At 64.9% G+C, this 26209-nt stretch carries 18 protein-coding genes; 14 read left to right on the top strand and 4 right to left on the bottom strand.

Annotation, left to right across the window (positions count from 1 at the left end; genetic code table 11):
• Nucleotides 1–28: 28 nt before the first annotated feature.
• The 4 genes from HGI30_RS17230 to cydC all read left to right on the top strand — a co-directional run bounded on the left by HGI30_RS17230 (nt 29) and on the right by cydC (nt 5994).
• Nucleotides 29–1387, top strand: coding sequence for a cytochrome ubiquinol oxidase subunit I (locus HGI30_RS17230; protein ID WP_168908685.1), 1359 nt, complete (start codon nt 29–31; stop codon nt 1385–1387).
• Complete coding sequence (locus tag HGI30_RS17225) at nt 1384–2400, top strand: cytochrome d ubiquinol oxidase subunit II (RefSeq protein ID WP_168908684.1); 1017 nt, start codon at nt 1384–1386, stop codon at nt 2398–2400. The genes HGI30_RS17230 and HGI30_RS17225 overlap by 4 nt, the downstream gene beginning before the upstream one ends.
• A gap of 70 nt (nt 2401–2470) precedes the next feature.
• Complete coding sequence (cydD, locus tag HGI30_RS17220) at nt 2471–4279, top strand: thiol reductant ABC exporter subunit CydD (RefSeq protein ID WP_168908683.1); 1809 nt, start codon at nt 2471–2473, stop codon at nt 4277–4279.
• Nucleotides 4276–5994, top strand: a complete 1719-nt coding sequence (gene cydC, locus HGI30_RS17215; RefSeq protein ID WP_168908682.1) for a thiol reductant ABC exporter subunit CydC — start codon at nt 4276–4278, stop codon at nt 5992–5994. The genes cydD and cydC overlap by 4 nt, the downstream gene beginning before the upstream one ends.
• A gap of 105 nt (nt 5995–6099) precedes the next feature.
• Here the strand turns inward: cydC and uxaC are convergent, their stop codons facing one another.
• Complete coding sequence (gene uxaC / locus HGI30_RS17210; protein WP_168908681.1) at nt 6100–7500, bottom strand: glucuronate isomerase; 1401 nt, start codon at nt 7498–7500, stop codon at nt 6100–6102.
• A gap of 69 nt (nt 7501–7569) precedes the next feature.
• Nucleotides 7570–8568 (bottom strand): LacI family DNA-binding transcriptional regulator, encoded by a 999-nt coding sequence (locus HGI30_RS17205; protein WP_168908680.1) that lies wholly within the window; start codon nt 8566–8568, stop codon nt 7570–7572.
• Nucleotides 8569–8849: 281 nt separating this feature from the next.
• On the opposite strand from HGI30_RS17205, the gene HGI30_RS17200 reads away from it, so the two are divergent.
• From HGI30_RS17200 to HGI30_RS17180, 5 genes are all read left to right on the top strand, one after another.
• Entirely contained in the window at nt 8850–9167 is a 318-nt protein-coding gene (locus tag HGI30_RS17200) for a YunC family protein (RefSeq protein ID WP_168908679.1), read from the top strand.
• Between the two features lie 238 nt (nt 9168–9405).
• On the top strand, nt 9406–11316 hold the full coding sequence (locus HGI30_RS17195; protein WP_235680167.1) for a type 2 periplasmic-binding domain-containing protein: 1911 nt from the start codon (nt 9406–9408) through the stop codon (nt 11314–11316).
• Entirely contained in the window at nt 11291–12376 is a 1086-nt protein-coding gene (locus HGI30_RS17190; protein ID WP_168908678.1) for a helix-turn-helix domain-containing protein, read from the top strand. Before HGI30_RS17195 ends, HGI30_RS17190 begins: the two co-directional genes overlap by 26 nt.
• 1 nt (nt 12377) lies before the next feature.
• On the top strand, nt 12378–14135 hold the full coding sequence (locus HGI30_RS17185; RefSeq protein WP_168908677.1) for a cache domain-containing sensor histidine kinase: 1758 nt from the start codon (nt 12378–12380) through the stop codon (nt 14133–14135).
• A 120-nt stretch (nt 14136–14255) separates the two neighbouring features.
• A complete protein-coding gene (locus tag HGI30_RS17180; RefSeq protein ID WP_268957800.1) occupies nt 14256–18452 on the top strand; it encodes a discoidin domain-containing protein in 4197 nt (1398 codons plus the stop codon).
• Between the two features lie 703 nt (nt 18453–19155).
• Here the strand turns inward: HGI30_RS17180 and mtnA are convergent.
• Together mtnA and mtnK are read right to left on the bottom strand one after the other, a co-directional pair.
• Complete coding sequence (gene mtnA / locus HGI30_RS17175; RefSeq protein ID WP_168908676.1) at nt 19156–20247, bottom strand: S-methyl-5-thioribose-1-phosphate isomerase; 1092 nt, start codon at nt 20245–20247, stop codon at nt 19156–19158.
• A gap of 58 nt (nt 20248–20305) precedes the next feature.
• A complete protein-coding gene (gene mtnK / locus HGI30_RS17170; RefSeq protein WP_168908675.1) occupies nt 20306–21517 on the bottom strand; it encodes an S-methyl-5-thioribose kinase in 1212 nt (403 codons plus the stop codon).
• 129 nt (nt 21518–21646) lie between these two features.
• Here mtnK and HGI30_RS17165 point away from each other — a divergent pair, with 129 nt between their 5' ends.
• The 5 genes from HGI30_RS17165 to sufU all read left to right on the top strand — a co-directional run bounded on the left by HGI30_RS17165 (nt 21647) and on the right by sufU (nt 26178).
• Nucleotides 21647–22279 (top strand): DUF1802 family protein, encoded by a 633-nt coding sequence (locus HGI30_RS17165; protein WP_168908674.1) that lies wholly within the window; start codon nt 21647–21649, stop codon nt 22277–22279.
• A 146-nt stretch (nt 22280–22425) separates the two neighbouring features.
• On the top strand, nt 22426–23205 hold the full coding sequence (sufC, locus tag HGI30_RS17160; RefSeq protein WP_168908673.1) for a Fe-S cluster assembly ATPase SufC: 780 nt from the start codon (nt 22426–22428) through the stop codon (nt 23203–23205).
• A 21-nt stretch (nt 23206–23226) separates the two neighbouring features.
• Entirely contained in the window at nt 23227–24525 is a 1299-nt protein-coding gene (gene sufD / locus HGI30_RS17155; RefSeq protein WP_168908672.1) for a Fe-S cluster assembly protein SufD, read from the top strand.
• Entirely contained in the window at nt 24522–25748 is a 1227-nt protein-coding gene (locus tag HGI30_RS17150) for a cysteine desulfurase (RefSeq protein ID WP_168908671.1), read from the top strand. The genes sufD and HGI30_RS17150 overlap by 4 nt, the downstream gene beginning before the upstream one ends.
• On the top strand, nt 25735–26178 hold the full coding sequence (sufU, locus tag HGI30_RS17145; RefSeq protein ID WP_168908670.1) for a Fe-S cluster assembly sulfur transfer protein SufU: 444 nt from the start codon (nt 25735–25737) through the stop codon (nt 26176–26178). Before HGI30_RS17150 ends, sufU begins: the two co-directional genes overlap by 14 nt.
• Nucleotides 26179–26209 lie beyond the last annotated feature (31 nt).

The following is a 26209-nucleotide window of genomic DNA, read 5'->3' as shown; positions in this document are numbered from 1 at the left end:
GACAGAGGTTGAAAGGAGGCCGTGAAGGATGGCGATCGATACGGTACTGTGGAGCAAGCTGGTGACAGGAATGACGCTTGCGTTTCACGCTATTTTTGCCACGATTGGTGTCGGGGTTCCGCTGATGATTGCCATTGCGGAATTCGTCGGCATACGCAAGAAGGACCCCCATTATATCTTGATGGCGAAGAGATGGTCGCGAGGGTTCGTCATCTCCGTGGCGGTCGGGGTCGTGACAGGCACGGCGATTTCCCTCCAGTTGGCCCTGGTGTGGCCGAATTTCATGAAGCTGGCGGGAAATGTCATCGCGCTGCCGCTATTTCTGGAAGTTTTCGCTTTCTTTTTCGAAGCCATTTTCCTCGGCATCTATCTCTATACCTGGGATCGGTTCAAAAATCCGTATACCCATTGGCTGCTGACGATTCCGATCGTAATCGGGGCCGGCATGTCCGCGGTGTTCATCACGACCGTCAACGGCTTCATGAATCAGCCGGAAGGCTTTTTGATGGACGGGGGCGTCTTCACGGCGGTAGACCCGGTGCAAGCGATGATGAACGAGGCGAGCTTCTCCAAGGTATTCCATGTCTTGAGCTCGGCCTATTTGACGGGGGCGGCCCTGTTGGCCGGGATCGCGGCCTTTACGATGCTGAAAAAAGGCGTCACCGCCTATCACCGAAAAGCCTTGAACCTGATGATGGGTGTCCTGCTGCTGTTCGGCCTGCTGAACGCATTGGCCGGAGACGTATCCGCCAAGTTTCTGGCCGAGCATCAGCCGGAGAAGCTGGCCGCTGCAGAGTGGCATTTTGAGACCGAAAAAGGCGCGGATCTCGTTCTCATGGGCTGGCTGAACGCAGAGAACGAGATCATAGGAGCCCTCCATCTGCCCAATTTTCTCAGCTTCCTGGCGTTTGGAGACTTCAATGCGGAGGTGAAGGGGCTGGAGGAGTTCCCGCAGGAGGAATGGCCGCCGCTGCTGGTCCATTATTTGTTTGATCTGATGGTCGGTATCGGGTTCACGCTGTTGGCCCTTTCGTTCTTGTACTTCCTTTTTGTCTTCTGGAAAAAGCGCAACGAGCTCAACAAATGGATGCTTCGCGCCATCGCATTGGGAGCGCCGCTTGCATTCGTCGGGGTCGAGTTGGGCTGGTTCTATGCCGAGCTCGGACGGCAGCCATGGATCATCCGAGGCTACATGACCGTGGAGGAAGCCGCTACCTCATCCCCCCAAGTGCGGCTCCTATTCTTCCTGTTCCTCCTTCTGTACCTCTTGCTGGGAACGACTTGCGTGCTCGTGTTGAGGCGCTTGTTCCGCCTGAATCCGGTCGAAACCGAGCTGGAGAAGGGGATCGGAAAGGACAAGAAAACGGAAAAGGGTGAGCCCGCATGATGAGTTACGAACTGATCGGCATCTCGGTGCTCTGGCTGTTCCTGTACGGCTATCTCATCGTGGCCTCGATTGATTTCGGAGCCGGCTTCTTCGCCTTCTACGCACGCTTGACGAAGCAGGATCATCTCATCAATCGATTGATTTCCCGGTATCTCTCCCCGGTATGGGAAATTACCAATGTCTTCTTCGTCTTCTTCTACATCGGGATCGTAGGATTTTTTCCGGATACGGCCTATTATTACGGGTCCGCGCTCCTCGTTCCAGGGAGCATCGCGGTCATTCTGCTCGCCATACGCGGCTCGTTCTATGCGTTCGAGAATTACGGCTCGAAAAAGAACCTTGTGTTCCTGTTTTTATATGGCGCGACGGGCTTGTTCATACCGGCTTCCTTGTCGGTCGCGCTGACGCTCTCCGAGGGCGGCTTCATCCTCAAGCAGGGCGAGACCGTTTCCCTGGATTACTGGGCCTTGCTTTCAAGCCCGCTGTCCTGGAGCATTGTCGGACTGGCGATCGTATCGGTCTTGTTCATCAGCGGCACCTTCCTGGCCTTCTACGCTTCCCGCGCCGAGGACAAGCCTGCACTGGCATTGATGAGGACCTATGCCCTGTTTTGGAGCACGCCCACGATCATCGTCGCTCTCACGGCTTTCATCTACATCGGCCAACACAACGATCGGCATTTTCAAAATATGATGGACCTGTGGTGGCTTCTGGCGCTTTCCGTCGCCTTCTTCATGGTCGCGATGTGGCTGCTCTACCATGGACGCCGCTATGGACTGGCCTTCATCTGCGTCATGCTGCAATTTTTCTGTGCCTTCTTCGCTTATGGCATCGGGCAATATCCTTACATTCTCGATCCCTACATTACGATTCAAAGCAGCGCCACTTCGCCTTCGATGGGCATGGCGCTGGTCATTGCCTTCATCGGAGGGCTGTGCCTGCTGATCCCTTCCCTCATTCTGGTCTTCAAGCTGTTCCTGTTCGATGCGGATTATGTAAAAGGCAAAAAATAACGGACCCGGTTCAGGCTTGAACGCGGCAGACGATCATCGAGCTGCCCCGATCCAAAGGAGGAGAGCTTGCGTGAAGAGGAACATCAATCTGATCTCTCGCCAGATGGCTGCGCAAAGGAAGCGGCTCCTTCTTCTTGCGGTCCTTTCGCTCGCGCTTGGCGCAGCCATCGTGACCCAGGCGGCATTGCTCGCGGAAGCCGTCCAGAGCATCTTCGTGCAGGAGGCTTCCCTATCGTCGGTCGTGAAGCTGCTGCTGCTGCTGCTGGCCATCATGGCTGCGCGCACGCTGTTGTCGTATGGAAACGGGAGGATCGGCCTGCAGATCGCCGCAAGCGCCAAGACGGACATGCGGGCAAACGTGCTGCGAAACCTGGTCCATGCCTCCATGCATGCATCGATGCGCGGACAAACCGGAGGAAAGGTGAGCATCGCGCTCGATGCCGTGGATGAAGCGGACTCCTATTTCAGCCATTACTTGCCGCGCATGATCGAGTCCGCGATCATTCCGATCCTGATTTTGACGGCAACGTTTGCTCTGCATGCCAATTCAGGCTTCATCCTGCTGTTCACGGCTCCATTCATCCCGATCTTCATGATTCTAGTCGGGTTGAAGACGAAAGTGAAATCCGAAGAGAAATTTGCCCAGCTGGCCGAGTTCTCGGGTACGTTCCTGGACTCCCTGCAAGGGATGGTCACGTTGAAGCTGTTTGGCCGGGCTCGTCGGCAGCAGAAGGAGATTGAACGCAGCAGCTTGAGCTACATGGAGTCGACGATGGACATTCTTCGGATCGCGTTTACGAACACGTTCATGCTGGAATCCATCGTCATGCTGAGCATGGGGATCATCGCACTGGAGCTCGCCATCCAATTGCTCGTTTTCCATTCCCTAAGCTTCCACACCGCCTTTTTCGTTCTGCTGCTTGCTCCCGAATTCTACAATTTGCTGAAAAACGCGGGAACCGCTTTTCACGGCGGCCGCACAAGCATGGGGGCTATCCGCAAGATCGAGGAGCTGCTTGCGGAAACGGAGCAGGCAATCGGCATGCGGGATGAGGACGAGGGAGCAGATTCACCGCATGGCGCCCAGGAGCCCGAGCCGGGCAAGCCCGCTCGGAGCGGGACGGCCCCTATTTCGCTGCCGCCATCCCTGCAGCTGGATCAGGTCCGATTCCGGCATAGGCCGGATTCATTCGAGCTCGCAACGGGCTCCATCGCCATCGGACAAGGGCAGAACATTGCCCTTGTAGGCAAAAGCGGCTCCGGCAAGACCACGTTGCTCCATCTCATGGCCGGCTTGCTGAAGCCGGCATCCGGAGAGATCAGGGTCAATGGAATTCCGCTGTCCGACTACGACGAGGAAGCATGGTTCGACAGCATCAGCTACATTACCCAGCATCCCTACATCTTCGCGGGCACGCTGGCGGAGAACATCGCCATCGGCGCCAGACGGGATGTATCCAGGGAGGAGATGGAACAAGCGGCTGCGGAGGCCGGGCTTGCTCCGTTTGCCGCCCAGCTGGAGGAGGGCTATGACACCTTTGTCGGGGATGGAGGCAGAGGCTTGTCCGGCGGAGAAAAGCAGAGGCTTGCGCTGGCCCGCGCCTTCTTGAAAAGGCCGGCCGTCATTCTGTTCGATGAGCCGACGGTGGGACTTGATCTGCATACGGAACGGATCCTGCAGAAATCGATCGCTTCGCTGGCCAAGACGGCGACGATGGTCACGGTTGCGCATCGGCTGTATACGATCCAGCATGCCGACCGGATCTTGTTCATGGACGACGGTGTCCTGATCGACTCGGGGAGCCATGACGAGCTTCTGGAGCGGGTGCCTTCCTACGCCGAGATGGTCCGTCTTCAACGAATGGGGGGACTGGCATGAATGAGCTGGCTGTTCTATCCAAAGCGATGATGATGGAGCGGAAGGATATCGCTCTTTCGATCGTAGGCGGATTCATTGCGGGCATCGCAGGCGTCGTACTCTTCTCCGCAAGCGGGTATCTGATTTCCCAGACCGTATTCGCGCCGCCGCTCTACACCTTGATCGTGCTGACGGCGCTGGTGAAGCTGCTGGGCCTGCTTCGGGCGGCGAGCCGTTATGGAGAGCGCCTCTACTCCCACCGGGCGACGTTTTCCATCCTCAGCCGTTTGCGTTCGTCGTACTTTTCCCGTCTCATTCCTGTCATGCCGGGCCTGTTGAACAAAAAGCGGAGCGGCGACCTGCTCTCGCGCATCGTCGGAGATGTGGAGAGCTTGCAGCATTATTTCCTCCGCGTCGCGTACCCGCCGATCATGGTCATCATGGTCTTTTTGACCACCGTGCTGATGACATCCCTATTTTCAGTTTGGATGGCGGGCTTGTTCGTGCTGGGGATGCTGGTTGCGGCATTTGTCGTCCCTGGGATCGTCTTGATCGGGCAGCGAAGGATATTCGGTCGCGTGCGCCAGCAACGAGCGGCGGTCTCGATGGAAGTGACCGAGGTGCTGTATGGCTTCCGGGATTTGAAAGTGTATGGACAACTCCAGGAGCGCGAGCGGCAGCTCAAGCAGGCTTCGGACGTATTGACGGCCGAGCAGCAGCGTGCGGCCGTCCATCTGCTGCGCGGGCAATCGATGCACGCGTTCGCCACCTTGTTCATTTCCTGGGGCGTGCTTGCTCTAGGCGCGTATTTGGTTGCCGAAGGGGAGCTGGCAGGCGTTTTCCTGGCCATGCTGGTTATGGCTTCGCTGACGCTGTTCGAGGAGACGGCCGCTATGGCCACCTTGCCCGCTTACAAAGAAGCAAGCGAGCATGCGGCCAATAGACTGGCGGAATCGGTTCCGAGCGCCGAGGAGCAGGTTCTTCATCCAAGCGGCCTGCTCTCGGACGACGAGGCGGTATCCGCCGAGCTGTCCGGCGTCTCGTTCCGCTACGAAGGGGAATGGAGGCCGGCGCTGAACGACGTTACCCTCACGCTTCCGCCGGGCTCCAAAACGGCTGTTGTCGGGCCGAGCGGATCGGGAAAATCGACGATCGTCGAGCTTCTGCTCAAGCTGCGCTTGCCGACGGACGGCGAGCTCCGGCTGAACGATACGCCGGTCCGGGAGCTGGATGAATCCAGCGTCTGGCGTTCGGCCCGAGTCGTGCTGCAGCAAGGTCATTTCTTTCGAGGAACGGTCCGGGACAACCTGCTGCTGGACGGAGACTCGCATACCGACGAGGAGCTGTCGGCTGTGCTGGCTCAAGTCCAGCTGCACTCGATGAAGCTGACCGATGCCGTGTACGAAAAAGGAGAGAACTTGTCGGACGGAGAGAAGCAGCGCCTGGCTGTCGCTCGCGCATGCCTCCGGAAGGGAAGGCTCTGGCTGCTGGACGAGCCGACATCCTCGATGGACTATGTGACCGAGCAGCGCGTATTGAAGCATCTGCATGAACAGGCGGCAGAGGATACGTTGCTTCTAATCTCCCACCGGCTGACCGGACTGGAGGATATGGATCAGATCGTCGTCATGGATCAAGGCAGGATCGTGGAGAGAGGCACCTATGCGGAGCTGATGCAGCGGCAAGGCATCTTTTATGAGATGAAGCAGATCGAGCGGCAGTTGGTGTCCCCATAGACAAGCACTCTCCGTCGATCGCAGAGCGCCGTCCCGATCCGGCGAACAAAGGCCTGCGTCCTCCCCGCTTTTGCGGGGAGGACGCAGGCCTTTTCGCGACCCGCTTCAGCCGGGTCCGAAGCCGAAGTAGCGGGCGGCGTTGCCGTACGAGACGTCCTCGACGAGCGCGCCGAGCGTCTCGTCGTCGTCCGGCGCCTCGCCGCGGGCGGCGTACTCGCCCAGCAGCTCGCACAGCACGCGCCGGAAGTATTCGTGCCGCGTGTAGGAGAGGAAGCTGCGCGAATCGGTCAGCATGCCGACGAAGCGGCCGAGCAGGCCGTGGTCGGCCAGCATCGTCAGCTGGCGGCGCATCCCCTCGCGCGTATCGTTGTACCACCAGCCGGAGCCGAGCTGCATCTTGCCGGGCACGTCCTTTTGGAAGCAGCCCATGAGCGCGAGCAGCGCCGGGTAGTCGTTCGGATTGAGCGAGTAGAGGATCGTGCGCGGCAGGCCGCTCGCCTGCTCGGCCCGGTCCATCAGCTTCGACAGCGCGCCGGCCAGCGGCTGGTCCTGGATCGCGTCGTAGCCGGCGTCCGGACCGAGGCGGCGATGCATAGGCGTGTTGTTGTTGCGGCTGGCATGGAGATGCAGCTGCATCGTCCAGCCCTGCTCCGCGTACATGCCGATCAGCTCCAGCAGCAGCGCCGTCCGGTAGGCGGTCTTCTCCGCCTCGTCGATCCGTTCTCCGCGCATTGCTTTGGCAAAGATCCGCTCCAGCTCCTCCGGCTCCGCCTCGCCGTAGACGAGCGTATCGAGCGCATGATCCGACAGCCGGCAGCCCTGTCCGTGAAAAAAGACCGCCCTTGCCCGCAGCGCCCGAACCAGGTCGGCATAGCTGCCGACAGCGGTTCCGGCCGCCTGCTCCAGCCGTCCGATCCAGGAAGCGAAGCCCTCCGCATGGAGGTTCATCGCCTGGTCGGGACGGAACGTCGGGTAGACGGCGAACCCGCTCTCCTCTTCCCGCAGCAGGCGATGATGCTCCAGGCTGTCGGCCGGATCGTCGGTCGTGCAGACGACGCGCACCTGGGAGCGCTTGATGAGGCTGCGCCGGCGGAACGCATCGGTCGCCAGCAGCGCGTTCGCCCGCTCCCAGATGTCCGGCGCGGTCTGCTCGCTGAGCCGCTCGTCGATGCCGAAGAAGCGCCGCAGCTCCAGATGGGTCCAGGCGTAGAGCGGATTGCCGATCGCGTGCGGAAGCGTGCGCGCCCAGGCGAGGAACTTGTCGTAATCGGGCGCGTCGCCGGTGATGAGCTCCTCGGGCACGCCGTTCGCGCGCATCAGCCGCCACTTGTAGTGGTCACCCGCGAGCCAGGCTTCGGTCAGATTGCGGAACGGCTTGTCTTCGTAGATTTCTTTCGGATCGAGATGGCAGTGGTAGTCGAGGATCGGCTGCCCCGCGGCATGGCCGTGGTACAAGCGGCGCGCGGTGTCGGTCGTCAGCAGGAAGTCGTCGTTCAGAAAGCTCATCGCATGATCGCTCCTCTTCGGTTCGCCTGGTTTCGCACACGTTCACATTTTGCTTCGAAAAAATGGACTCTAGCTTATATCCGCCACGCTGTCCCTCGCCATCAGTCCGGTCTTCACCAGCAGCTGGCTCGGCGCGAGAGAGGGATCGTGCATGCGCGCCATCAGCAGCTCCGCTCCGAGCCGGGCGATCTCCGCCACCGGACGGGCGACGGTCGTCAGCGCCGGACTGGCGTAGCGCGCATAGGGGATGTCGTCGAAGCCGATCAGCGACATTCCGGAGGGGATCGCGACGCCGCGCGCATGGCAGGCGTTCATCGCGCCGATCGCCATGTCGTCGTTGGAGCAGATGACGACGCTCGGACGCTCCTCCAGATCCAGCAGGCGCTGCATGGCGGCGTGGCCGCTTTCGGGACCGTAGTCGCCCGGCATGAAGCACTCCTCCCGCAGCGGCAGGCCGTGCCGGATGAGGCCGTCGATGAAGCCGGCCCGGCGCTGGGCGGTCGAGCGGAATCCGCTGCGCCCCTCGATGAGCGCGAAGCGGCGATGCCCCCGGGAGGCGGCGTAGGCGACCGCTTCGGCGACGCCGTCCCGGTCGCGGGCCGATACCGTCGAGATGGCCGGGTCGTCCAGCTGGCGGTTGAGCACGACGAGCGGCAGCGAGGCCTGCCGGACATGGTAGATGAAGCCGTTGTCCGCGTCGCTCTGGCTCATGAGCAGGATGCCGTCGTAGCGTCGCGGCGTGACGGAGTCGTGCCGCTCCATCGTGTCGAGGCCGGCGACGGACAGCAGGTACTCCTCGCCGATCTGCCGGCGGATGCCCTTGATCGCCTCGGCGAGGAAGCTGGCCGACGTGCCCTGCGCGATGCTGGAGAAGAACAGGCCGATCGTGTACGTCCTGCGCTGGACGAGGCTCTTGGCGCTGAAGCTGGGCGAGTAGTTCATGTCGGCGGCGATGCGGGCGATGCGCTCGCGCGTCTCGCGCTTGATCTGCGGGCTGCCGCCTAGCGCGCGCGAGACGGTCGTGTGGGAGACGCCGGCCGCGCGGGCGATGTCCTTGATGGTGACCATGCTGTCGTCCCTCCTTTCCTGCCGCTGCAGGGACCGGGCGCCGTGCCCGCGCCACGATCCGTTCGGCGACGCCTCCATTGTAGGGCCGGCCGGCAAGCCCGTCAAGACGGAGAGCGGTTTCCGCACACGTGTTAACCTTCCGTTCAGAAAAGGCGTCCGGAACCGCGACGAAGGCTTGCTCCCGGCGCGGAAAAGCAGGGCGGTCCTGCCCGAGCGCGGCACCTTCCCTCCCCCGCTGCGCATAGGATAGTCAAGCGAGTCGGGGAGGAGGTAGGTCAACGATGATGCAACTGGTTCCGATCCCGCTCGGGGACGGACAGACGGCGCTCGGCGTCGAGGTGAAGCTGCCCAAGACGACGCTGCTCGCCGTGACGACGGACAAAGGCTACATCATGTGCGGCGCGCTCGACGTAGCGCTGTTCGACAGCAATCCGAAGCTCAAGGAGCGGGGCGTGCTGGCGGCGCGGGCCGTCGGCGTGCGCACCTTGCAGGAGCTGCTGGACGCGCCGCTGGAATCGGTCACCGAAGCGGCGCGAGCGGAGGGGCTGGCGGTCGGCATGAAAGGCATCGACGCGGTGCGCAAGCTGGCTTCCCTCTGAGAGCGCCGGTCGCCGTGGAGGCCATCCTTCATCCTTCGCGGGCAGGCGGCGGCAGGCCGCGCGGGAAGAGGCGGGGCGCCCCGTCTCCTCCCGTCGGGAAGCGGAGCTGAGAGCGATCGGCAGGTTGGAGAGCGGCCGCCTTCCATTCGTGCCGCGAGTCCCATTCCCGCCGCCGATCCGCGTTGCTATAATCGGCAGTAGGAAACCGGCCGCTCGGCCGGATGAGGGAGGACGAGCGATGGACGGGCGCATGGACAAGCCGCCGGCCGGACGAAGCGCCGGGACGGGCCGAAGAAGCGGGACGCGCCGCGCCGCCGCACTGGCGGCCACGGCTCTCGGCGCAGCGGCGCTGGCGCTCGCGGCAGGGGCGGCGTACAGCGGATTGGAGGCGCCTCGTTCAGCGGACGCTCCCGTGCGGATTCAATTGAAAGCGCTATCGGATGCAAAAAGCGGCACGGCTGCCGATGCTCCGGGCGAGCCGGACCGGACGACCCGGCCGAACCGGATGGTCCAGCCGGACGGGGCCGTCCCTACGCCGCTCGCCGCCAAGGTGAAGCCGGTCTCGTTCAGCCAGTTCGTGCTCTATGACTGGTATACGCCGCCGACATGGGCGGAGCGGCCGCATGCCGGCTGGATCACGCGCGAGCTCGGGGTCGAGGTGCGTCCGGTGCGCGCCGCCGGCTCGCCGCCGACGCAGCTGAACGCGATGGTCGTCGGCGGCAGCCTGCCCGATGCGCTCGTGCTCGACCGGGGCAAGGACGTGGAGAGGCTGGCCGCCGCAGGGCTTCTCGTGCCGCTCGACGGCTATCTAGCCGCGTACCCGGAGTTCGAGCGGACGATCGGGCGGGACACGCTGGACATGCTGCGCAGCTCGGACGGGCGGCTGTACCAGATTCCCAACTGGTTCATCCGAGGCGAGGAAGGCAGCGGCAACGCCGCCTATCTCGTCAACCGGACGCTGCATCGCGCGCTCGGCTCGCCGCCGCTCGACACGTGGGAGCAGCTCGAGGCGTATCTGCGGCGCGTCAAGGCCGCGTTCCCCGAGGTCGTCCCGCTGGAGGCGGGCGAGACGCGGGACGGCGCCGAGCCGCAGCTGCTCGGCATGCTGTACAGCGGAGCGGACGAAGGGCGCAATCCCGCCTTCGCCGCGCCGGGGGCGGGCGGCGTGTTCGGCGTGCCGCGCGAGGGCCGGCTGACGTCGGTGTACCGCGACCCGGCCTTCCGCGAGACGGTGCGGTTCGCGAATCGCCTGTACCGCGAAGGGCTGGCCCGCCCGGACGGCCTGACGCAGACGCGCGACCAGATCGTCGAACGGCTCAAGCGCGGCGGTGCGGCGGTGTTCGCCTCCTACGACGCCGTCGTCGAAGGGGTCGGCCGGGAGGTGAACCACGCGCTCGCGGAGGCGCGTCCCGGCGAGGGCTACGACGCCGTCTGGCCGCTGCGCCGGTCCGGCGTCGATCCGGAGCGCGTCTATCCCGGCGGCTACAACCGGCTCGGCTGGAACGTGAACGTCATCACGCGGGCGGCCAGCGATCCGGAGGCGATCTTCTCCTTCATGAACTGGGCCGTCAGCGAGGAGGGGCAGACGATCTTCTTCTTCGGCCCGCCCGGGCTGTTCTACGACCGCGTCGAGGACGGCGTGCCGATCCCGAACGAGGCTTACGAGCGGCGCGATCCCGGGGCGTACGACCAGCTCAAGCTCGGCGAGTTCAACTGGTACGGCAATACGAGCTTCATCAACGCCGCCAAGGCCGAGCGGGAGAGCCGGCTCGCCGGCCGGGGAAGCGACTGGACGGCCTCCGCGCAGGCGAGGATCACGTTCCGCACCTCGCTCGACATGACCGAGTTCTCCAATCTCGATCCGCTGCCTTCGTCGCCGGAGGGCATCGTCATGGAAAGGCTGAGGCAGCACTACAAGGAGACCGTGCCGAGACTGCTGCTCGCGCGCAGCGAGCGGGAGGCGGAGCGCGAGCTCGAGGAAGCGGCGGAGGAAGCCGATCGGCTCGGGTACGGGGCCGTGCTGGAGTGGAAGACGGCCCGCTGGCGCGACAACCTGCGGATACTCGGGCGGGAGTCGGTCATGAACGATGCGGGGCAGCCGCGCGCGAAAGGAGCGGAGACGGATGTACAAGGCGATGCTCGTCGATGACGAAAGCTTTGACCTGCTCGGATTGGAGGCGCTGATTCCGTGGGCCTCGCTGCGAATTGAAATCGTTTACAGCACGAGCCGTCCGATCGCCGCGCTGCAATACGCCTCCGAGCATCCGCTCGATATCCTCATCACCGACATCCGCATGCCCGTCCTGACGGGGCTGGAGCTGGCGAGGCGGCTGAAGGAGCCGCTGCCGGAGCTGAGGACGCTGTTCCTAAGCGGATACGAGGACTTCGGCTATGCCCGCGAGGCGCTCGCGCTCAAGGCCGACGGCTATATCCTCAAGCCGGTCGACGACGACGAGATCATGGCGGCGCTTGCCGGCATCGTCTCGCAGCTGGACGCGGCGCGTACCGGCCGGCTCGTCGGGCTGCCGCCGCTCCGGGCCGCCCGAGCGGACGAGCCGGCTGCGGGCGCTTCGGACGGGGGCGAGCTGCTGGAGCGGCTGGCCGACGCGGTGCGGCAGTACCGGCTCGTCGACATCTGCGATCTGGCGGCGGAGCTGCTGCGGCTGCCGGAGGCGCGCGAGCCGGGGCAGCTGCAGCCGTTCGCGCTGCATGCCGTCTCGCGGCTGGAAGGCTACGTCGACGGAGCGGGGGCGGGAGCCGGCGTCGCGGCGGGAGCCCCGCTCGGCGTCGCCCGCTTCGGCGAGCTCGGGCGGCTGACGCGGCCGGCCGAGGTAGAGTCGTGGGTGCGCCTGCGGGCGTTCGAGCTGTCCGAGCGGATCCGCTCCCGCCGCGCCTGGAGGCTGCTGCCGGACATCGAGGCCTACGTGCGGGAGCGGCTGGCGACGCCGCTGACGCTGCGCGAGGTCGCGCTGCGCTTCGCCTATTCGCCGAGCCATTTCGGCGTGCTGTTCAAGGAGCGCACCGGCGTCGCCTTCAACGAGTTCCTGGCGCGCGAGCGCATGGAGCGGGCGCGCGAGCTGCTCGTCCGGCCGGGCTTCAAGGTCTATGAGATCGCCGAGCAGGTCGGCTACAACAGCTTGCCGTATTTCATCCGGACGTTCCGCGAGCTGTACGGGGTCACGCCGGGCGACTACCGGAGGCAGGCTTGAGATGGCAAAGCCGCGCCTGCCGTTTCATGCCAAGCTGCTGCTGACCTACGTGCTGCTCGTCCTGGCGAGCGCCGCCGCCGTCGGCGGCTATGCGTACGTGACGTCCTCCCGCGCCGCCGAGTCCAGCGCGCGCGCCAATCTGGACGTCGCGATGGACCAGATGCGCAGCAACATCGAATACCGCCTGGAGGAGATCGACCGCGCCGCCCGTCAGCTGGAGGGCGATCAGCCGCTCTCGCGCTACCTGTCCGGCTACTACCTCGACTGGGAGCGTCATCAGGCGATGACGGAGCAGGTGCTGCCGCGTCTGGAGGCGGCGGCGTCGCTGCCGCGCGCGGCGATCCGGCTCACGCTCTACCTCGAGCGGCCGGCCGCCATCGGCGAGAGGTACGAGGCCGAGACCGGACAGGCGCTGAGCCAAGGCGTCCGCAGCTTCGAGATCCGCCATGCGCCGGAAGCCGGCTGGTACCGCGAGCTCGCGCTTCAGCCCGGCTTGCCGGTATGGAGGCAGGTCGGACAGGACGAGCGCTACGGCTATATCTCGCTGCTGCGGCCGATCGTCAACTACGAGACGTTCCGCCCGATCGGGGCCGTCCGGGTCGCCGTCAAGCTGCAGGACATCTTCGAGGACGCCGAGCCGGGCCGGATGGGCGGGGACAGCCGCGTGTACGTCCGTTCCCTCTCGGGCGAGCCGCTCTATCCGGAGGCGACGCAGGCGGAGCAGGCGGCAGAGGCGGCGGGCGGGAGGCTTCCGACGGAGGGGGCGGCCGCCGCGCCGGGGCAGCTGCGGCTCGAAAAGAAGCTCGGCCCGATGCCCGCGACGCTCGTCGCGCTCGTGCCGCTCGAGACGTTCCAGCGCCATTCGGCCGAGGTGCGGAATCTGACGATCGCCGTCTGCCTCGGCAGCGTGCTGCTCATGAGCGCGATCAGCATCGTGCCGGCGCGGGCGTTCTCGCGGCGCGTCACGAAGCTCACGCACAGCCTGCGCGCGTTCCGCGACGGCGACTACGGCCGCCGGCTCCGCTACCGGGGGCGGGACGAGTTCGCCGACATCGCCGCCTCGTTCAACGAGATGGCGTCGACGACGCAGCGGCTCATCGACGAGGTCTACGTCAGCGATCTGGCCAAGAAGGAGGCGGAGCTCCAGCTGCTCCACAGCCAGATCAACCCGCATTTCCTCTCCAATACGTTCTCCTCGATCAGCCGCATGGCCAAGCTCGGCGCGATCGACAAGCTGCATGAGATGATCCGCGAGCTTGCCTCGTTCTACCGCATGAGCTTGAACAAAGGGGAGCTGACGGTGCGGCTCGCCAAGGAGCTGCAGATCGCCGAATCGTACTTGAGCATCCAGAACATCAAGCACGGCGGGCGCATCCGCTACCGGATCGATTGTCCGGAGGAGCTGCGCGACTGCGAGACGGTCAAGTTCGTCCTGCAGCCGTTCGTGGAGAACGTGCTGGAGCATGCCTGGGCGGAAGAGGAGATCGGGATCGCCGTCTCCGCCCGCCGCCAGGAGGAGCGGCTCGTGCTGGAGGTGACGGACGACGGCATCGGCATGACCGCCGAGCGCGCCGCCGCCGTGCTCGGCGGCGGACCGGACGGGCCCGGCTACGGCATCCGCAACGTCGACGCGCGCATCAAGCTGCATTACGGCGACGGCTTCGGCGCGTCCATCCGCAGCGCGCCGGGCGAGGGGACGACGGTGCGGCTGGAGCTCCCGCTGCGCGCGGCGCCGGGAGCGGGGCAGGTTCCGCAATAAGTTACGTTTTTCGTGGATCGGTGTCCTTGGTCGGCTCCCCGCACCCCCTTATGATGGAATCAGGTCCGGCCGCGGGCGCTTCGCGCGCGGCCGGCTGGACGAGACCAAGCGAGGAGGACGATGATGGACGATCGAAAAGGACGGCCGGCGGGCGCGGCCCGCAGGCGGGGAAAGAGCTGGAAGGCGCTGCTGGCGGCGGGGCTCGCGGCCGCGGCCGTAGCGCCTGCCGGCGGAGCTGGCGGCGGAGGCGTGGCGCATGCCGCCGAATCGCGGCTGATCTCGCAGGGGGCGGCGGCCTACGCGAGCTCCTCCGAGGGAGGCAACGCGGCCGAGCTGGCGGTGGACGGCAACGACGGCAGCCGCTGGGGCAGCCGCTGGGGCTCGGACAACGAGTGGCTGTACGTCGATCTCGGCGCGGCGGCGGCGATCGACCGCGTGAGCATCCTGTGGGAAGGCGCCTACGCCAAGGGCTACAAGGTGCAGGTATCGAACGATGAGATCAACTGGACGGACGTCTACTCGACGGCGGCCGGCGACGGCGGCGTGGACGACCTGGCGGTGCAGGCATCGGGACGGTTCGTCCGGGTGCAGGGCACGAAGCGCGCGCTCGATGCCTACGGCATCTCGATTTTCGAGCTCAAGGTATACGGCACGGGCGGCGCCTACGAGCCGCCGCCGAGCTACGGTCCCAACGTCGCCTTGAACCGGCCGGTGCAGGCTTCCTCCTACGAGCAGTCCGGCTACCTGCCGCCGGGAGCGACGCTGCCCGCCAACGCGGTCGACGGCAATCCGTCCACCCGCTGGGGCTCCAACCATACGAACAACGAGTGGTTCTACGTCGATCTCGGCAGCAAGCGCACGCTCGGCCGGATCGTGCTGAACTGGGAATCGGCCGGCCGGGCGTTCGACCTGGAGGTATCCGACAACGCGACGAGCTGGACGCCGATCTACCGCGAGCTGCACGGCGCCGGCGGCCGCCAGGACATCGCCGTGTACGCCAGCGGCCGCTACGTCCGGATGAAAGGCATCGGACGGGCGACGAGCTTCGGCTACTCGCTGTACGAGTTCGAGGCGTACGATTACGTCGAGGGCCAGCCGAAGCCGACCTATCCGATTCCGGCGCTGCCGACGCCCGCGACCGTGCAGGCAGGCATGGGCAGCTATCTGACCCGCGACATCGGCATGCCGCAGCCGCGCTTTCCGCAGTACAAGAGCGCCTCCGTGCAGGCGCCGATCGCCTCCAACGACTGGTGGCAGTCGCTGCTCATCAAGCCGCTCGGCGACGCGCTGATTACGCTGCCGCTCAAGTCCGCCTTCACCAAGCAAGGGCTCGGCATCCAGAATCCCGGTGCGGGCAAGCTCGGCGCGGGCGGCGGCTCGGTCAACGCGGGCGGGGCTCCCGACCTGTACCTGACCTCGTCGGACATCGGCGCGGCCAAGATGGCGAACCGCGTCAGCGGCTACGGCGACTTCCACGTCACGACCGCGCTCAGCGACAACGCGATGGACAAGATGAAGATCACGCTGGTCAAGGGCTCGCCCTACGTCTATGGCCGCTTCGCCAACCCGGCGTCGCCGGAGCTCTACTCCGCGCTCGTCACGGGCATCGTCGACGGCTCCGGCCAGCCGATCCTGACGACCGACGGTGCGACGTACACGGGCGACCGCATCGGCCTGCTCGTCGACAACCCGGACGGAGGCGCCGCCTCCAAGCGCTATTACGGCGTCTTCGCTCCTCCGGGCACCGTCTTCAAGAAAGCCGGGGCCAAGCTGAAGCTGACGCTCGGCGGAGGCGCGGACTACCTGTCGGTCGCCACGCTGCCGGCCATCGCCGACCTGGACCTCTACTACCGCCACGCCTATGCGTTCGTGAACGATACGGACGTCTCGTACAGCTATGATCCGGCGACGTCCCAGGTGACGACCCGCTTCGACGCGCGCACGCAGGCGGTGCGCAGCGGCTTTTCGTCCGATACGATGCTGGCGCTCTACCCCCATCAGTGGAAGGTCTCCCCGACCGCGCTGACGGACAAGACCTATCCGTCGATCCGCGGCACGCTGAAGGTGCGCGAGGGCAGCAGCTTCACGACGGTCGACCGCTTCTACGGCATGGTGCCGCAGTTCACGGAGCCGACCAATCCGGAGTACTCGCGCGCCCGCATGCTCGAGTATCTGACGACGCTCGACCAGGAGACGTCGGGCAACATCAAGGCCGCCGACGCCTACTGGCAGGGCAAGACGCTGCATCCGCTGGCGATGGGCGTGCTCGCGGCCAACGAGATGGGCGAGACGGCGCTGCGCGACAAGTTCCTTTCCCGCATCCGTTCGGTGCTGACGGACTGGTACACGTACACGAATGGAGAGCCGGACTATTTCCTCTACTATAACGAGGACTGGGGCACGACGTACTACAAGACGAGCGAGTTCGGCGCCAACTACGGCATCACCGACCATCACTTCACCTACGGCTACTACGTGTTCGCCTCGGCGGTGCTGGCGACGTTCGACGGCCAGTTCCGCACCGACTACGGCCCGATGGTGGAGCATCTGATCCGCGATTACGCCAACCCGTCGGACAGCGATCCGCTGTATCCGAGGTTCCGCAGCTTCGATCCGTACCAGGGCCATTCGTGGGCCGGCGGCTATGCCGACAACAACGACGGCAACAACCAGGAGGCGGCGGGCGAGTCGCTGTTCGGCTGGGTCGGCCAGTACATGTGGAGCCTGCTGACCGGCGACGCGGCCAACCGCGACGCGGCGATCTACGGCTTCACGACGGAGCTGAAGGCGATCGAGCAGTACTGGTTCAACTACGACGGTGACAACTGGCTGCCGGGCTGGACGCATAAGTCCGTCGGACAGGTGTACGGCAGCTCGTACTTCTACGGCACGTTCTTCAGCGGCGAGCCGGTCCATATCTACGGCATCCACTGGCTGCCGACCGCCGAGTACCTGACCAGCTACGGGCTGGACAAGACGAAGGCCGCCGGGCTGTACGCCGGCTTCGTCGCCGACAACGGCGGTCCGGAGACGACGTGGCAGCATATCGTCTGGCCGATCCAGGCGCTCAGCAACCCGCAAGCGGTGCTGGCGAAGTGGAACGCCTCGACGATGCAGAAGAACGAGATCTTCAACACGTACTGGTTCGCGAACAGCATGGCGACGCTCGGCGAGCGGACGCGGGACATCTGGGCGACCGGCTGGACGTCGGCATCCGTGTACAAAAAGAACGGCCAGTACCGGGCGCAGGTGTGGAATCCGACGAGCCAGGCGGTGACGGTCGTCTTCAAGAACGCGGCCGGCACGACCGGCACCGCGACGATCGGGCCGAAGTCGCTCGTCGTCGTCAACCCGGTCGGCAACTCAAGCGCGGCCGACCAGTGGCCGGGCATCGGCCAGCCGACGCCGACACCGACGCCAAGCGCGACGCCGACGCCGAGCGCGACACCGACACCGACGCCGAGCGCGACACCGACGCCGAGCGCGACGCCGACGCCAAGTGCAACGCCGACGCCGACGCCGAGCGCTTCGCCTTCGGCGAACCTCGCCTTGAACCGCGCCGCGACCGCCTCCTCCGTCGAGGGGCCGTTCGAAGCGAAGCTGGCGGTGGACGGACGGACCGATACGCGCTGGGCGTCCGCTTACAGCGATCAGCCGCAGTGGCTGACCGTCGATCTCGGCAGCACCCAATCCATCGGGCGCGTAAGCGTCGATTGGGAGGCGGCTTACGCCAAGTCGTACAAAATTCAAGTGTCTGCGGACGGCCAAGCGTGGACCGACCTGTACAGCACGGCGGCGGGCGACGGCGGCGTCGACTCGCTGACGGTCAGCGGCAGCGGCCGCTACGTCAGGCTGTACGCGACAGTGCGCGGCACGGCGTTCGGCTACTCCGTGCATGAGCTCGGCGTGTACGCGCCGACCGCGCCGACCTCCGGCCTGCTGTCCGGAGGCAAGCCGGTGCTGGCGTCCTCGGTTGAAGCGCCATTCGTCGCGGAATCGGCCGTGGACGGCGACGGCGGCACGCGCTGGGCGTCGGCTTCCGGCTCGGACCCGCAGTGGATCCGGGTCGACCTCGGAGCGGCACGCTCGCTCAGCCGCATCAAGCTCGTCTGGGAGACGGCCTATGCCAAGTCGTATAAGCTCCAGGCTTCGTCCGACGGGCAGACGTGGACCGATCTGTACAGCACGACGACCGGCGACGGCGGCACGGACGAGCTGACGGTGAGCGGCTCGGCCCGATACGTCCGCATGCTCGGCACGGAGAGGGCGACCGCCTACGGCTACTCGCTGTGGAGCTTCGAGGTGTACGGCAGCTAGGCGGAGCAGCACACTACTTGACCATTTGGCCGAACGAAGGCGCATGAAGTTCGCTGGCTGAAGCGGATCAGCTTATTCGGTGGAACGAAGTCGTATGAAGTTCGCTGGCTGAAGCGGATCGGCCGATTCGGCGGAACGAGGGAGGATGGAGTCCCCGACCGCTGTTCTTCCAGCGCAGGTGCCGTACCTGTTCAGGCGACGTTCATTAATGAGGAAAAGGGGTCTGTCCAAAAGGTCGTCAACGATGACCTAGGATAGACCCCTTTTATTTTGCATACCGGAGCGGAGCAACCAAGTCAGAAATGTGCCCTGGATTTGAATTCCATGGCCCGGAGCGACGCAACCAAGGCAGAAATGTGCCCTGGATTTGAATTCCATGGCCCGGAGCGGCGCAACCAAGGCAGAACTGTGCCCTGGATTTGAATTCCACGGCCCGGAGCGGAGCAACCAAGGCAGAACGGTGCCCTGGATTAAAAGCACATCGGTCAAATGCATGGCCTGGCACATGGATCGCCATCGCTAGCCGTAGCGATTGCCGGCCGTCGGCAGCACGGCTTTTCCCTTTCCGCTAACCCGCAATTATAAAATGGAGTCAGCTATGAACGAATAAGACCCGAACGGAGCCAGGTTTGGCCGGCTCCATTCGGGTCTTCGCTGCTTTCACAGATCAGTCGCGCTACTATTGAACCTTGACCGTCAAGCCTCAGCCTTGCTTCAGCTCTTCGAACAGCTTCTTGAGGCTGTCGCCGTACGGCGGGCGGATGACGCCCTTCTCGGTGATAATCGCCGTGACGTACTCGGCCGGCGTCACGTCGAACGCCGGATTGAACACCTTGACGCCCTGCGGCGCGGTGCGCTTGCCGAAGCCTTCGGTCACTTCCTCGGCATGGCGCTCCTCGATCGGAATCTCGGCTCCGGTCGGCGTGCCCATGTCGATCGTCGACAGCGGACAGGCGACGTAGAACGGGATGCCGTGCGCCTTGGCGAGCACCGCCACGCTGTACGTGCCGATCTTGTTGGCGACGTCGCCGTTCGCCGCGACGCGGTCGGTGCCGACGATGACGGCGTCGATCCAGCCTTTGCCCATGACCATGCCGGCCATGTTGTCGCAGATGAGCGTCACGTCGACGCCGGCCTGCTGCAGCTCGAACGCCGTCAGGCGCGCGCCCTGGAGCACGGGGCGTGTCTCGTCGGCGAACACGCGCAGGCTCATGCCCTTCTCCTTGGCCAGATAGAACGGCGCGAGCGCCGTGCCGTACTTGGCCGTGGCGAGCCCGCCGGCGTTGCAGTGCGTCAGCACGCCCATGCCGTCCTTCATCAGCTCGAGCGCATGCTCGCCGATGCGGCGGTTCGTCGCCTCGTCCTCGCTCTGGATGAGGATCGCCTCGTCCAGCAGCGCCTGCTTGGCCTCGTCCAGCGGGACGAGCGCTTCGGCGAGGGCGGCGGCGCGGGCTTTCATGCGGTCGAGCGCCCAGAACAGGTTGACGGCCGTCGGGCGGCTCGTCGCCAGGTAGGCGGCTTTTTCCTGGACGCGGCCGAGCCAGGCGCCGAGGCTGTCGTCCGGCGCTTCCTGGCCGGGCAGGCCGCTGCCGAGCGCGACGCCGTATGCGGCGGCGATGCCGATCGCGGGCGCTCCGCGCACCTTCATGTGGCGGATCGCTTCCCAGACGCCTTCGGCGTCGGTCAGCGGCAGATAGACGGTCTCCTCCGGCAGCAGCCGCTGGTCGAGCAGCTGAAGCTGGCTGCCGGCCCAGATCAGCGAGATGAGGCCGGGGTACGTGCTGGCAGTAGTCATGTTGAATCTCCTCCATTTCGGATCGCCGCGCGGTCAGGTGGGCATGAGGCTGCGGACGTCAGCGCGCGGCTGCGGTAAGGGCGATGTCGATCGCCTGCTCGATCGAGCGGAACGAGCGGTTCTGGCGGATGAGCTCCTTGCCGATGGAGAGGGCGAGGCGCTTGGCGCGTTCGCGGACGGCGTCGTCCGGGATGGCGTCGAGATCCGCGACATGGGCGAAGCCGACGACGCGGCGCACCATCTTGGCGCCGGCGAAGCCGATCGTATCCTGCAGCAGGCGGTCCAGGTACAGGTCCTGATAGCCCGGAGCGTTCGAGAATACCGGATCCTGGCCATGCTCGTCCCACAGCGTGCGGAACTTGGCGCTGAACTGCGTCCACGTGCCGCGGACCGTCTCGAGCAGGAATTCGCGGTAGTCCTTGCGGGATGCGTCGTCCGCGCTCCAATGCTCCTGGCCGGCATAGTTCAGCAGCAGGTTGGCGATGACCGCGCCGATGTCGAAGCCCATCGGGCCGTAGAAGGCGAACTCCGGATCGATCACCTTGGTCGACTCCGGCAGGGCGAAGATGCTGCCCGTATGCAGGTCGCCGTGCAGCAGCGCCTCGCCGCGCGTCAGGAACTTCTCGCGCAGCAGCGCGATCTCCGTCAGCAGGGCGCCGTCTGCGCGGAGGGCGGCCGCCTCGTCGGCGATGGCGTCCTCGTAGTTGTTGCGCTCATGCTCGCGGTACGGCTCGTCGAAGATGAGGTCTTCCGTGATCTGGCACAGCTCGACGTTGACGAACGCCTGCTGGCGGAGCTTCTTCTCCTGCTGGCTCATGCCGAGGTCGGAGGTGAAGAACAGCGTCTGCGCCAGGAACGTCGAGATGTCGCCCGCGAAGCGCGGGTAGACGGTCCGGTCCATCAGTCCCTTGCGCAGGATGACGTGGTCGCTCAAGTCCTCCATGACGGTGATCGCCTGCTCGTGGTCCGTCAGGAATACCTGCGGCACGAGCTCGGGCGCGAGCGCATGCTGGATCCGGAGCGCCTCGCCCTCGATGCGGGCGCGGTCGATCGACAGCGGCCATGATTCTCCGAATACCTTGACATAAGGAAGGGCTTGCTTGATGATGAGGCCTTTGCCCGTCGCCGGCTCGGTGATATGAAAGACGAGGTTGAGGTTGCCGTCGCCGATCTCGCGGCAGCTCAGCTCCGCTTCGGGAGAGAAGACGTCCGGGAACGAGCGTGCCAGCTCGATCGCTTCGGCTTCGCTGTAGGGATGATAACCTGGCATGATGGTTGAACCGCCTTTCCTGCTCCATTTAATAAGGATTGTCCAATTATAGCCCATCTTTTTTCGACTTGAAATAGGGGGATTTGTTATAATGGCACGAGACATGGAAGGATAAGGAGCGTGAGGACCTTGACGAACCGGGAAGCGGCGGAGGAGCAGACTGCCGGAGCAACGCTTGCGGAAGGACCGGCCGCCCTCAAGGAATGGGCCGCCACCGTGCGGGCGCTGGAGCAGGGCCGGCAGATCGTCGTGCTGCGCAAGGGAGGCATCGCCGAGGAGACGCGCCGCTTTCGGCTCGAGACGCCGGACTTCTATTTAATGCCCGCCTACGAGCATCAGCGCCGGGAGCTGCTCAAGCCGGAGGCCCAAGGGCTGCTGGACGAGGTTCTAGGGGAATGGGACGGGCCGGAAGCGGGGTCGATCACCATCTCCAGCCGCGCCCATGCGGCCGAGGACATCCTTGTGACCGACCCCGACGCGCTGCTGCGCATCCGCGATCTGCACATCTGGACCGATTCGTTCGCCGAGGAGCGGCTCAGGTGGAAGAAGCGCGAACCGCTGCATGTCCTGCTGCTGCGGGTGTATCGGCTGACGGAGCCGATCCGGCTGCCGATGGACCCCGCCTTCACCGGGTGCAAGTCGTGGATCGCCGCCGGTCCGCCGATGGCCGGAGACCTTGCCGTGCCGGCGATGAGCGACGCCGAGTTCGCCCGGAGGAGCGACGAGATCCGCCGCCGGTTGGGAACAGCTGGCGAACATTGATTTATAACGAGTTTTATACTAAAATTATTATTGAGAATCAAATGAGAATGACCTCCCCGCCGCGGACGCGGGGACGATGCATGCGAATACCCGCTTGACCGCCAGCGGCGGCAAGTACTCATAGGTCGAAGGGAGCAAGGTTCATTATGGCAACGCAATTCACGATTGAAGGACTCAAGGCCGAGATCGAGGGCAAGGAAATTCTCAAGGGGCTGAGCCTGAGCATGAAGGGCGGCGAGATCCACGCGATCATGGGGCCGAACGGCACGGGCAAAAGCACCCTGGCCTCCGCGCTGATGGGCCACCCGAAATATGAGGTGACCGAAGGCTCCGCCGAGCTGAACGGCGAGGACCTGCTGGAGATGGGCGTCGACGAGCGCGCCCGCGCCGGCCTGTTCCTGGCGATGCAGTATCCGAGCGAGATCACCGGCGTGACGAACTCCGACTTCCTGCGCAGCGCGATCAACGCCCGCCGCGAGGAAGGCAACGAGATCAGCCTCATCAAGTTCATCCGCCAGATGGAAGGCAAGATGAAGGAGCTGGAGATGAACCCTGAGTTCGCCCACCGCTACCTCAACGAAGGCTTCTCCGGCGGCGAGAAGAAGCGCAACGAGATCCTGCAGATGATGCTGCTCGATCCGAAGGTCGTCATCCTCGACGAGATCGACTCCGGCCTCGACATCGACGCCCTCAAGATCGTCGCTCAAGGCGTGAACGCGATGCGCGCCGACGACCGCGCTTTCCTCATCATCACCCACTACCAACGCCTGCTGAACTACGTCAAGCCCGACTTCGTGCACGTCATGATGCAGGGCCGCATCGTCAAGTCCGGCGGACCGGAGCTGGCGGAGCGCCTCGAGGCGGAAGGCTATGACTGGGTCAAGGCGGAGCTCGGCATCGTAGACGAAACCGTCGGCCAGGCTTAAAAAGAGACGGGAGGGAATACGATGAGCACACAACTGGACAATCCCGTCGGACGGGAATTCGCGGAATCGCTGTCCCGCAGCAAGGGGGAGCCGGCATGGCTCACCTCCCTGCGCGGAGAAGCGGCCGAGCTGGCCGGGCAGCTGGAGTGGCCCAAGCCGGAGAAGATCCGCATCGACCGCTGGAACCTGACGGCATTCGGCGAGTATGCCAAGCCGCAAGGCCTTGCCTCGGAGAGCGAGCTGCCGGAAGCGGCCGCCTCGCTCGTCTCCGGCGACGGCGCGCTGCTCGTGCAGCGCGGCTCGGGCACGGTGCTGCGGCGCCTGCCGGAGGAGCTGAGCGCCAAGGGCGTCATCTTCACCGATCTGGAGACGGCCGCGGCCGAGCATCCGGAGCTGGTGCAGAAGCATCTTTTCCAGGCGATTCCTCAGGACGAGAACAAGCTGACGGCGCTGCACGCCGCCCTCTGGAACGGAGGCGTGTTCCTGTACGTGCCGAAGGAAGTCGAGATCGACGTGCCGCTGCAGGCGCTGTTCTACAATGACGACGCGGGCGTATCGTTCGCGCCGCATATCCTCATCGTGGCCGAGCGCCACAGCCGCGTCACCTACGTCGACAACGCGCTGACGGTCGGCGGCGGCGCGGACGCCGTGCACCACTCGATGATCGAGGTCATCGCCGGCGACGGCGCCAAGGTCGACGTCGCCTCCATCCACCAGCTCGGCGCCAACGTCATCGACATGACGATCCGCCGCGCGGTGCTGGGCAGCGACGCCCGCATCCAATGGGTCATCGGCGACCTCAACGACGGCAACGTCCTGTCCGACACGCTGTCGGTGCTGAAGGGCAACGGCTCCTCGTCCGACGCGGCCGTCGTGAGCATCGGAGCCGGCAAGCAGCGCATGAGCCTGACGACGCAGGCCAAGCACTTCGGCCTGAACTCCGACAGCAACATGGTGACGCGCGCCGTCATGAAGGAAGAGGCGACGGCGATCATCAACGGCATCACCAAGATCGAGAAAGGCGCGACCAAGGCGAACGGCGTGCAGACCGAAAAGGTCCTCATGCTCAGCCCGAAATCCCGCGGTGACGCCAACCCGATCCTGCTGATCGACGAGGACGACGTGACGGCCGGCCATGCGGCGAGCGTCGGCCAGGTCAACCCGGAGCAGGTGTACTACCTGATGAGCCGCGGCGTGACCAAGGCCGAAGCGGAGCGGCTCATCATCTACGGATTCCTGGCTCCGGTCGTAACGGAGGTTCCGATCGACGCCGTCCGCGAGCAGCTGCAGCAGCTGCTCGAAAGGAAGCTGGAGGCATGAACATAGCGGAAATCAGGAAGCAGTTCCCGATTCTCCACCAGGAGGTGAACGGGCATCCGCTCGTTTACCTCGACAGCGCGGCGACTTCCCAGAAGCCGCGCTCCGTCATTGAGGCGGTCAAGCGCTACTACGACCTTGACAACTCCAACGTGCACCGCGGCGTGCATACGCTCGGCTCCCGTGCGACCGAGGCGTACGAAGGGGCGCGCGAGCGAGTCGCCCGCTTCCTGAACGCGCCGTCGGCGGAGCAGATCATCTTTACCCGCGGCACGACGACCGCTCTCAACCTGGTCGCCTCGGGCTTCGCGCCGTCCGTGCTCCAGGAAGGCGACGAGATCGTCATCACGCCGATGGAGCATCACAGCAACCTGATTCCGTGGCAGCAGGCGGCCAAGCGCTCCGGCGCGGTGCTGAAGTACATCCCGCTGCAGCCGGACGGCACGATCTCGCTCGCGGACGTGGAGAAGACGATCACCGGCCGGACCAAGATCGTCTCGGTCATGTACGTCTCCAACGTGCTCGGCGTCATCAACCCGATCCGCGAGATCACCGAGATCGCTCATCGCCATGGCGCGGTCATGGTCGTGGACGGCGCGCAGAGCACGCCGCACATGCGGATCGACGTGCAGGCGCTGGATTGCGACTTCTACGCTTTCTCCGCCCACAAGATGTGCGGTCCGACCGGCATCGGCGCCCTCTACGGCCGCCGCTCGCTGCTGGAGAACATGGAGCCGATCGAGTACGGCGGCGAGATGATCGACTTCGTCGACCTGTACGAATCGACCTGGAAGGACATTCCGTGGCGCTTCGAGGCCGGCACGCCGATCATCGCCGGCGCCGTCGGACTGGCCGCGGCGATCGACTTCCTGGAGGAGATCGGGCTGGACAACATCGACCGGCACGAGAAGGAGCTGGCCGCCTACGCCTACGGCAAGCTGTCGGACATCGACGGCATCACGATCTACGGCCCGCGCGAAGGCCGCGTCGGCCTGATTACGTTCAACCTGGACGACGTGCATCCGCATGACGTCGCCACGGTGCTCGATTCCGAGGGCATCGCGGTACGCGCCGGGCACCACTGCTGCCAGCCGCTCATGCGCTGGCTGGATGTGACGGCGACCGCCCGGGCAAGCTTCTATCTGTACAATACCGAGCAGGACGTAGACCGGCTGGCGGCCTCGCTGCTCCGGACAAAGGAGTTCTTCGATCATGCAATTGGATGATCTGTACCGCCGGGTCATCATGGATCACTACAAGAATCCCCGCAACCGCGGCACGATCGACGAAGGATCCGTGACGGTCAACCTGAACAACCCGACCTGCGGCGACCGCATCCAGCTGCAGCTGCAGCTCGATGGAGGCAAGGTGTCCGACGCCCGCTTCACCGGCGAGGGCTGCTCCATCAGCATGAGCTCGGCCTCGATGATGACGGAGGCGGTCAAAGGCCGCACGCTGGACGAAGCCTACGCGATGGCCGAGAAGTTCTCGGCCCTCATGAAGGGCGAGCCGGTCGAGTTCGACGAGCTGGAGGACATCGAGGCGCTGTCCGGCGTCAACAAGTTCCCCGCGCGCATCAAATGCGCGACGCTCGCCTGGAACGCGCTGCGCAAGGGCGTCGAGTCGCAAGGCCAAGGCAAGACGGAAGGGCATTGACCTTTCCAATCAAGCCCCACCACAAGGAGCG

It is taken from the genome of Paenibacillus albicereus, from assembly GCF_012676905.1.
Classification (GTDB): domain Bacteria; phylum Bacillota; class Bacilli; order Paenibacillales; family Paenibacillaceae; genus Paenibacillus_O; species Paenibacillus_O albicereus.
This window is presented reverse-complemented; position numbering and strand designations above follow the sequence as displayed.

What these genes read in the sequence shown, in the direction of transcription:
- mtnK (WP_168908675.1), bottom strand. Translation starts at nt 21,517, where the DNA reads ATGCCAGGTTATCATCCCTACAGCGAAGCCGAAGCGATCGAGCTGGCA.
- HGI30_RS17150 (WP_168908671.1), top strand. Translation starts at nt 24,522, where the DNA reads ATGAACATAGCGGAAATCAGGAAGCAGTTCCCGATTCTCCACCAGGAG.
- HGI30_RS17225 (WP_168908684.1), top strand. Translation starts at nt 1,384, where the DNA reads ATGATGAGTTACGAACTGATCGGCATCTCGGTGCTCTGGCTGTTCCTG.
- HGI30_RS17205 (WP_168908680.1), bottom strand. Translation starts at nt 8,568, where the DNA reads ATGGTCACCATCAAGGACATCGCCCGCGCGGCCGGCGTCTCCCACACG.
- mtnA (WP_168908676.1), bottom strand. Translation starts at nt 20,247, where the DNA reads ATGACTACTGCCAGCACGTACCCCGGCCTCATCTCGCTGATCTGGGCC.
- HGI30_RS17230 (WP_168908685.1), top strand. Translation starts at nt 29, where the DNA reads ATGGCGATCGATACGGTACTGTGGAGCAAGCTGGTGACAGGAATGACG.
- HGI30_RS17190 (WP_168908678.1), top strand. Translation starts at nt 11,291, where the DNA reads ATGTACAAGGCGATGCTCGTCGATGACGAAAGCTTTGACCTGCTCGGA.
- HGI30_RS17180 (WP_268957800.1), top strand. Translation starts at nt 14,256, where the DNA reads ATGATGGACGATCGAAAAGGACGGCCGGCGGGCGCGGCCCGCAGGCGG.
- HGI30_RS17195 (WP_235680167.1), top strand. Translation starts at nt 9,406, where the DNA reads ATGGACGGGCGCATGGACAAGCCGCCGGCCGGACGAAGCGCCGGGACG.
- sufD (WP_168908672.1), top strand. Translation starts at nt 23,227, where the DNA reads ATGAGCACACAACTGGACAATCCCGTCGGACGGGAATTCGCGGAATCG.
- sufC (WP_168908673.1), top strand. Translation starts at nt 22,426, where the DNA reads ATGGCAACGCAATTCACGATTGAAGGACTCAAGGCCGAGATCGAGGGC.
- sufU (WP_168908670.1), top strand. Translation starts at nt 25,735, where the DNA reads ATGCAATTGGATGATCTGTACCGCCGGGTCATCATGGATCACTACAAG.
- HGI30_RS17185 (WP_168908677.1), top strand. Translation starts at nt 12,378, where the DNA reads ATGGCAAAGCCGCGCCTGCCGTTTCATGCCAAGCTGCTGCTGACCTAC.
- uxaC (WP_168908681.1), bottom strand. Translation starts at nt 7,500, where the DNA reads ATGAGCTTTCTGAACGACGACTTCCTGCTGACGACCGACACCGCGCGC.
- HGI30_RS17200 (WP_168908679.1), top strand. Translation starts at nt 8,850, where the DNA reads ATGATGCAACTGGTTCCGATCCCGCTCGGGGACGGACAGACGGCGCTC.
- cydC (WP_168908682.1), top strand. Translation starts at nt 4,276, where the DNA reads ATGAATGAGCTGGCTGTTCTATCCAAAGCGATGATGATGGAGCGGAAG.